This is a genomic window from uncultured Corynebacterium sp., assembly GCF_947253065.1.
Taxonomy (GTDB): domain Bacteria; phylum Actinomycetota; class Actinomycetes; order Mycobacteriales; family Mycobacteriaceae; genus Corynebacterium.
Map to the genome: position 1 here is coordinate 1 of NZ_CAMXWS010000050.1, position 8,579 is coordinate 8,579.

Annotated in this window: 7 protein-coding genes; 3 read left to right on the plus strand and 4 right to left on the minus strand. The window is 59.9% G+C overall.

The window, feature by feature from the left end:
• The coding region (locus Q0X21_RS09335; protein ID WP_297851611.1) for a UDP binding domain-containing protein at window positions 1-231 on the plus strand (231 nt) is incomplete at its 5' end.
• A gap of 120 nt (window positions 232-351) precedes the next feature.
• A complete protein-coding gene (locus Q0X21_RS09340) occupies window positions 352-1,869 on the plus strand; it encodes an HNH endonuclease signature motif containing protein (protein ID WP_297851612.1) in 1,518 nt (505 codons plus the stop codon).
• 6 nt (window positions 1,870-1,875) lie between these two features.
• Here the strand turns inward: Q0X21_RS09340 and Q0X21_RS09345 are convergent, their stop codons facing one another.
• Together Q0X21_RS09345 and Q0X21_RS09350 are read right to left on the minus strand one after the other, a co-directional pair.
• Entirely contained in the window at window positions 1,876-3,168 is a 1,293-nt protein-coding gene (locus Q0X21_RS09345) for a pyridoxal phosphate-dependent aminotransferase (RefSeq protein ID WP_297851613.1), read from the minus strand.
• Between the two features lie 28 nt (window positions 3,169-3,196).
• Complete coding sequence (locus tag Q0X21_RS09350) at window positions 3,197-3,808, minus strand: DUF1707 domain-containing protein (RefSeq protein ID WP_297851617.1); 612 nt, start codon at window positions 3,806-3,808, stop codon at window positions 3,197-3,199.
• A gap of 74 nt (window positions 3,809-3,882) precedes the next feature.
• Between Q0X21_RS09350 and Q0X21_RS09355 the strand changes: the two genes are divergently transcribed.
• The gene (locus tag Q0X21_RS09355; RefSeq protein WP_297851614.1) at window positions 3,883-4,887 is read left to right on the plus strand and encodes a hypothetical protein; all 1,005 of its coding nucleotides are present in this window, start codon (window positions 3,883-3,885) and stop codon (window positions 4,885-4,887) included.
• Window positions 4,888-4,897: 10 nt separating this feature from the next.
• Here Q0X21_RS09355 and Q0X21_RS09360 read toward each other — a convergent pair whose 3' ends face one another.
• Together Q0X21_RS09360 and Q0X21_RS09365 are read right to left on the minus strand one after the other, a co-directional pair.
• Window positions 4,898-6,847, minus strand: coding sequence for an ABC transporter ATP-binding protein (locus tag Q0X21_RS09360; protein WP_297851615.1), 1,950 nt, complete (start codon window positions 6,845-6,847; stop codon window positions 4,898-4,900).
• Window positions 6,844-8,514 (minus strand): ABC transporter ATP-binding protein, encoded by a 1,671-nt coding sequence (locus Q0X21_RS09365; RefSeq protein WP_297851616.1) that lies wholly within the window; start codon window positions 8,512-8,514, stop codon window positions 6,844-6,846. Before Q0X21_RS09365 ends, Q0X21_RS09360 begins: the two co-directional genes overlap by 4 nt.
• Window positions 8,515-8,579 lie beyond the last annotated feature (65 nt).

Sequence of the window (8,579 nt, forward strand, 5' to 3'; positions counted from 1 at the left end):
GCGCGCAAGGTCTTCCCAACGCTCGATTACGCATCCTCGCTCGACGACGCGCTGACCGACGCTGAGCTGGTAATTCTCGCCACCGAATGGGACGAATTCAAGCACCTTGACCCTGAGCACGCTGGCAAGCTCGTCGCCGAAAAAACGCTTATCGACGCCCGCAATGTCCTCCCCGTCGATTCCTGGCGCTCCGCCGGTTGGTCGCTGCACGCTTTGGGTCGGTCTCTTTAGTCACTGACAGCCACTGACCACGCTTTTCCGCAGGTTATTCGAAAAACTGTTCGAATAGTTCGAACGGTGGTTCGGGTGGTGTGCCACACTATCCCCACGCTCACAAGCCAAGGGGGAAACATGAGCGCACCACAACCACCGAAAGAGACGACCTACAACCACACCAAAAAATCGCCATTTTTTGCCACGGAGAATCCAGAAGACCCGGATGCCGTGGCGAGCATGCGGCTCCGCCAGGCACAGTTCGAGATTTTCGGTCACTTCGCCGACGCACATTTCGGTGCGATCGCGTCGAAGGACCATGACCTTGAGCTGGCCAACCTGGGTACGTCGACAGGCATGACCAAGCCTGATGTCGAGCGCGCAGTTTACGGCTACATGGCGCTTCGCCGTCTCCCGCAGCTGCGTGAATTACAGCGCGCAACATTCCGCCTCGACGCGAAACGCCTGGCCACCATCGACGACTTCATCCGCCCATTCGACGACCAGGCAGACTCCGAAGCATTCACGCTTATCGACGATGCGTTGGTCACCCTTTTCACTCCAACCTTCACCAACGAATCACTGCCCACGCCCACTGCAATCACCCGTCGCTTGAATCAGTTGCTCGCTGATATTGATTCCGCTGCAGCTCATGATGTGAAGAAGCGCAAGGACCGTGAGAAGAAAAAGAATATCGGTCCTGGCCAGTGCGATATTGAAAGTGGACCTTGTTCAACGATGGGGCAGTGGTGGATGAACCTGACCATGGATACTGCCTCTATGGCGGTGGCTCAGGCCAATATTGAGGCTACCGCGAGGGAGCATAAGCTGACGCAGTCCGAGGCCGTGTACAAGCTGTTGACTGGTGAGATTGAACCAGTCGCTGATGTGCGTATTTATGCCTATCTGCGCACCCTGCCCACTGGGGAAGTAGACAAGACTGCTCCGGCTTTCATTCCTGGCTTTGGCTGGACAGATGCCACCGGTACCGCGGTGGTTCACAATCTGCTCGGTGCAGACGCCCAACAAAAAATCGCCGATTTTTTGGATGTGGATTCCGGCGCCACCCACACCGTCGATGGCTATGTCGCCCCGGAGAAAGTCCGGGCGTACGTCCGTGGCCGGGACGGAAGCTGCATCTTCCCGGGCTGTGACCGCGATGCGTGGGAATGCCAGCTTGATCACCGCGTCCCCTATGACGAAGGTGGGCAGACCAACGCGGACAATCTCTACTGCCTGTGCCAAAAGCATCACAATGTGAAAACCGATCGCCGAGCTTTCTACATCCCGGATCCCGTCAGCGGGGAGATCGTGTGGCTGTTCAGTAACGGAACCTATGCGCGGGTTCGCCCCAATGGCTTTCTTCACTCGCAGATCACGCCTACGGATCCGCGCTGGAAATCCACGCTAGCCGATGTGGAGGAACGGAACCGTAAAAAAGCGCGATTTTTTGCCCGCGGTCACCGCATCCTCGATGCCTATGAGGAGCACTTCAAATACGAGCGCTGCCTGGCGGAACTCACAGACCTCGAAGTGGTATACGGGATGGAATTTCCCTTCCACCCGCAGCCCTTCCCGCCGGAACCACCTGCCGATCCGGAAGAGATCGTGCCCGAATATGCAGAAGAGCGTGCGGAGGAGGTGGTGCCGGAGTAGAGCCTGCTAGTGCTGGTGGTAATCCGAGAGGAAATTGCCCAAGCGCTCGATGGCATTTTCCAACTGGGATGCCCACGGCAGGGTGACCACGCGGAAGTGGTCTGGCTTCGGGTAGTTGAAGCCGGAGCCGCCGACCATGAGGATCTTCTCGCTCTTGAGCAGGTCGAGCATGAAGCGTTCGTCGTCGTGGATCTCGTACATGTCCAGATCCAGTTTCGGGAAGGCGTACATCGCGCCCTTCGGCTCCACAACGGAAACGCCAGGGATTTCGCGGAGCTTCTTCACCGTGATGTCACGCTGCTTCCTCAGGCGACCGCCTTCACCGGTGAGGGCGTAGATGGACTGGCGTCCACCGAGTGCGACCTGGATGGCGTGCTGACCCGGAACATTCGCGCACAGGCGAGTGCCGGCGAGCAGGTCGAGACCCTCGATGAAGCCCTTGGCACGGCGGCGTGGACCAGTGATGACCATCCAGCCGGAGCGGTAGCCGCACACGCGGTACGCCTTGGACAGGCCATTGAACGTGCAGGTGACCAGGTCGGGGGCGATGGCGGCCATGGAGTGGTGGACGGCGCCGTCGTAAAGCACGCGGTCGTAGATTTCATCGGCGAGCACCATGAGCTCGTGCTCGCGGGCGATGTTGGCCAGGCCCTCGAGGACCTCCTTGGAGTACACCGCGCCGGTCGGGTTATTTGGATTGATCACCACGATCGCCTTGGTGCGGTCGGTGATTTTTGAGCGAATGTCCTCGAGCGACGGGTTCCAGTCGTCTTCCTCATCGCAGACGTAGTGGACGGCCTTGCCGCCGGCGAGGGTGGTCGCGGCTGTCCAAAGGGGATAGTCGGGGGAGGGGATGAGGACCTCGTCGCCGTCGTTAAGCAGTGCTTGCGTTGTCATCGAGATGAGCTCGGACACGCCGTTGCCCAGATAGACGTCGTCGATGTCGATGTCGGGGAAGCCTTCGACTTCCTCGTAACGGGTGACCACGGCGCGGCGGGCAGGGATGATGCCCTTCGATGTGGTGTAGCCCTGCGACGTGGGCAGCGCGGCGATCATGTCGCGCATGATCACGTCCGGTGCCTCGAAACCGAAGACTGCGGGGTTGCCCGTGTTCAGCTTCAGGATGGTGTGGCCGTCGCGCTCCATCTCCTCGGCCGTCGTGGCGACGGGGCCACGCAGGTCATACGCGACGCCCTTGAGCTTGTCTGCCTGGTCGAAGTGACGGTGGCGCTTCAGGGGTGCGCGCTTCGGCTTCTCCGACTGCTTTTTGTTCGAGGTTTCCTTGGACGTGTTGCTCATATAGGTGATTCTTCCAAAAATCGTTGATTTATTTGTTGAATCGGTTCAAGGTTCGTTGCGCGAACGACATTGCGTCGCCCGTGAGCTGGTCGCGGATCACGTCGCGCTCCGCTTTTCGACGCTCCCCCTCCATCCGCCGCGCCATCTGCAATTCCTTCAACTGCTGCCGCTCCAACTGGCGCGGGGAGGGGGCGTACCAGCTGTCGGGGCCAACCTTCATGATGTAAAGAACAGTGAACAAGGCGGGGATGATGAGCAAAAGGAGGCCCCATGCGCTCACCCCGGTCACCGTGGTCAGGCCGACCGTGCCGGCGATGGACGCAAGCGAACCGAGGGAGAAGATGCCGAGGCGAGTGTTCTTGCCATTCGCGCGGGCACGCTCGATCTCGCTGAGAGTGAACGTCTGCTCGACCTCGCCAGGGCGAGTGGGTTGTTGGTCCGGCAGGTCGTGGAACAGGGGCATGAGATCCCGGTGGGTCGAGGCGATGCCCACCTGCTCGCAGCGGCGATTGAATTCGTCGCTGTTCAGGCGTCCCTCGCCAAGCGCGTAGCTTAACCGGGCAATGGCTTCGGACCTGTCCAGATCAGACAGGCGCACCAGATCTTGGCTATACGGGTATTGAGGAGGTTGCGGGGACATCACGATTTCAATACTAAACCGAAGTGCGAGGCATTAGATCTCGACAATCATTCAGTCCTAAATATTATGGGTGCATGACTAATGCTAATGACCCCAATAGTTACCCCAGCTACGGCGATTACAACCAAGGCAACGAGAGTAACCCGTACGGCCCGACGTCCGGTTATGTGGACCCGGAGACGCTGCCCGAATCTGGTCGCCCGCTTACTATCCCGGCGGAACCGCTGCCGGCAACCGAACCGGTGCCGTTTGGTTTCAAGCGCCTGTTCACCAGCCAGTGGCACGTCTACGTTGGGCTGATCTTCGTGCCGTTCTTGGTCTCGACGGTCCTTGGCCTGGCTGCCATCGTGCCGATGGCCATGAACGACTTCAACAGTGGCATGGAGGACTTCAGTGGTCCGACCACCACAGCGATCACCATTTGGCAGATCTTGGCATCGATCGCATCGTTCATCTTCGGCATCGTCGCCTACAAGGTCGCACTGCGCGACACCCGCGGTGAGAAGCCGCAGTGGAGCACCGCTTTCAAGGGCGTGCCGTGGGGGCAGGGTCTGCTCGCCTACATCCTGACCGGCCTGTGCTTCGGCGTAGTCCTGGTCGCACTGTTCTTCCTCGGCGGATTCCTAGCCTCCCAGATTCCTGCGCTCGGTGCGGTGGTGATGATCCTGACCGTCATCGCGGGCATCCTCTCATACCCGTTTGTGACTATGATTCCGCTCTACGCTATTGACGGTCGCACCACCGCGACCGGTGCTTTCGCTGCAGCGTGGAACGATGTGAAAGCTAACTACGGTCGCGTTTTCGGCGCCTTGATTCTGCTGGGCATCGTCTGTGGCGCAATCTCCCTGTTCACCCTGGGCCTCGGCATGATCATCGCGATCCCGGTGCAGCTCCTCGGCACCGTGTTCATCTACCGCTGGATCAGCGAATACGGCCACGCCAGCCTGTCTGCACAGAATCCAGCACAAAATCCAGCACAGAATCCAGCACAGCAGGCAACGCAGCCGTACCAGCACCCAGAGAATCAGAACCCGCAGAACCCGGAGGATCCGGGCAGCGGCTACATGACGATGTACTAGTTCTCAGTAGCTAGTCTTCGATGCTGAACTGGGATTGGTTCAGTTCGAAGTAGGTTCCTCGCCGGGCAAGGAGCTCCTCGTGAGTTCCCTGCTCGGCGATTTTTCCGTTCTGCATGACGATGATGAGGTCGGCGTCGCGGATCGTCGATAAGCGGTGCGCGATGACGAAGCTGGTGCGCTGGCTGCGCAGGGCATTCATGGCGTGCTGGACCAGGACTTCGGTGCGGGTGTCCACGGAGCTGGTCGCCTCGTCGAGGATGAGGAGCTCTGGCTGGGACAGGAACGCGCGGGCAATGGTGATCAGCTGGCGCTCACCGGTGGAAATGGAGCCGCTGTCCTGGTCGATCTCAGTGTCGTACCCATCGGGGAGGGTGCGCACGAAACGGTCGACGTAGGTGGCTTCAGCTGCGGCGATGACCTCTTCATCCGTGGCATCGAGGCGGCCGTAGCGGATATTTTCCATGATCGTGCCCTTGAACAGCACGGCGTCCTGGAGGACCATGCCGATGCGGGAACGGAGCTGCGCACGTGTGAAATCGCGGATATCGGTGCCATCGAGGCGGATCGCACCGGCATCGATGTCGTAGAACCGCATGATCAGGTTGACCAAGGTGGTTTTGCCCGCACCGGTCGGGCCGACGATCGCGGCGGTCTGGCCGGGCTCGACGCGCAGGGTCAGGTCCTGGATCAGCGGAGTCTCCGGATCGTAGGAGAAGTCCACGTGGTCGAATTCGACAAGGCCAGGGGTACCTTTGCCAGTCGTCATCCCGGCACTGTCCTCCGGTTCTTCCTCGGCATCGAGCAGTTCGAAAACACGCTCGGCAGAAGCGACGCCGGACTGGAGCATCTGCATCATGCCGGCGACCTCGCCGAGCGGCTGGTTCATCTGGCGGGAGTACTGGATGAACGCGGTGGCATCGCCAAGAGTGAGGTTGCCGGAAGCGACCTTGAGGCCGCCGAGCACCGCGATCGCGACATACGACAAAGAGCCGATGAACTGCATGATCGGGTGCATCGAATTCGCCAAAAATTGGGCTTTTTGTGCGGCCGCGGCGAGCTCCTCGTTGCGCTCGTCGAAGGTCTCGCGGATCTGGTCGCTGCGGCCGAAAATCGTGGTCACGTCATGGCCGGAGAACGCTTCCTCGACGTGGCCATTTAGATCGCCAGTGGCTTTCCACTGGGCGACGAACTGCTTTTGGGAGCGGGTACCCACTACGCCCATGACCACGCCGGTCAGCGGGATGGCTAGCAGTGCGACGAGTGCGAGCTGCCAGGAGATGGCCACCATCATGACCACGATGCCCACCAGCGTGAGCAGCGCATTGAACAGCGAAGACAGGGATTGTTGGAGGGCCTGCTGAATATTGTCGACATCGTTGGTCGTGCGGCTCATCACGTCCCCGCGTTGACGCGAATCGAAATAGGACAGCGGCAAGCGATTGATCTTTGCCTCCACGCGTTCGCGCAGATTGAACACCGCGCGCATGGTCAGCTTGTTCAAGATCGCGCCCTGTGCCCACATCAGCAGTGAAGCAAAAACGTAGAGTGCGAGCACCATGACGATGAGATCGCGGAGGCGGTCAAAGTCGATGCCGTGGCCCGGGTTCAGGTCCATGGCCTCAGCCATGTCCGCGAAACGGTCCTGGCCCGAAGCACGCAGCCCTTCAACGGCTTGCTTGGCGGTGATGCCTTCAGGAAGGCGCTTGGAGATAGCGCCCGAGAAGATCACGTCCATCGCATGTCCCATGACGCGTGGCGCCCAGACCGCGAGGATCACAGACACGGTGTTCATGAAGAACACGAAGGTCAGAGCGATTTTATAGGGCGCGAGAAGACCAAGGAGACGCTTAGCGGAAGGCCAGAATTGCTTGGCCTTGCGCGGGGCCTTATTGGAATAGTCGTCGCCGGCCATCTTGGCTTCGTATTCGGCCAATTGTGCGTCGTCAAGCTGCTCGGTCATGCTTTCACCGCCTTCTGGCTCGCTTCAATCTCACGGTAGGTCTTGCTCGTGGGGAGCAGCTCTTCATGGGTTCCGCGTGCGACGATTTCGCCGGCTTCCATCACGAGAATCTGGTCCGCATTGCTTATCGACGCCACCCTTTGCGCCACCACCAGCACCGTCGCATCGCTGGTGTATGTGGTCATGGCCTCTTGCAGTTTCGCCTCGGTGACGGCATCGAGGGCGGAGAATGAATCGTCGAAAAGATAAATATCGGGCCTTGCGACGAGCATGCGCGCGATGCAGAGACGCTGGCGCTGACCGCCAGAAACATTGGTGCCGCCCTGGGCGATCGGCATGTCCAGGTCTTCGACGAAATGTGCCTGGGCCGTGCGCAGGGCGTCCCAGAGCTGCTCATCGGTGGCCTCAGGATTGCCCACGCGAAGATTCGAAGCGACCGTGCCACGGTAGAGCCACGGCTTCTGCGGCACCATGGCCACGCGACCGCCGATCCGGATCTGCCCGGAGGTGGGGTAGTAGAGGTGCGGAATGAGCCCCATCAGAGTCGACTTGCCGGAACCGGTGGAACCGATGATCGCGGTGACCGTGCCTGGGCGGGCGGTGAAGTTGATGTTGTGGAGCACCGGCTCTTCCGCGCCCGGGTACTGGTATGTGACGTCAGCGAATTCGACGACCCCCGGCTCAGCGCTGGCGGTGCTGTTCTCCGGCGGGGTGGTGTGCTCGTAGCGCAGAACTTCCTTGATGCGGCGGGCACACACGATGGCGCGAGGCAGCATCATCAACATGAACACGCCCATCATCACGGCCATGAGAATCTGCATCAGATACTGCATGAATGCAGTAAGTGAACCGACCTCGACGAGGCCCTCATCCACACGCTGACCGCCGAACCACAGCACCGCAGCGGTGGCGAGGTTCAAGATGAGCATGATGATGGGGAACATCGTGACAAAGACACGACCAATATTCAGGCTGAGCTTGGTCAACGCGGTGTTCGCATCCGTAAAGCGCTCCGATTCGAATTCCTCGCGACCAAATGCGCGGACGACGCGGATGCCGGCGATCTGCTCGCGGAGCAAACCATTGATGGCATCCAGGCGCAGCTGCATCTTTCGGAAGAGTGGCATGAGCAGTGCTGCGATGATCGCCACCACAACAGCCAGCACCACAACAGCGACGATGACCAGCCACGACATACCCGGGTCCTGGCGCAACGCCATGATCACGCCACCGATCGCCATGATCGGGGCGGTGACCATGAAATTGAAGAACAGCAGCGTTGTCATCTGTACCTGCTGGACATCATTCGTCGCGCGGGTGGTCAACGTCGCCGCACCGAAGCGGCCCATATCCTCCGAGGTGAAACCACTGACATTGTCATAGACAGCCCGGCGGATATCGCGGCCAGTCTTCATCGCCGCAGCCGAAGCCATCCACACCGCAGCCACTGCGGCAGCGACCTGAACGAGCGAAACCACGAGCATGATCAGACCGACACGGCGGATATACGGCACATCTGCCTGAGCAACACCGTTGTTGATGATGTCCGCATTCAAATCCGGCAAATACAATGTGGCCAGCGTGGACACCAGCTGCAGCACCACGACCGCAGCGATAAAGCTGACATACGGTCTCCCGTACCGGCTGGTGAGACGTATGAGATCCATAAAGCTTCTCTCTAGGAATTAGTGAACGGCGCAAGCTTACACTGGGATTTGGATATGAGGATTGG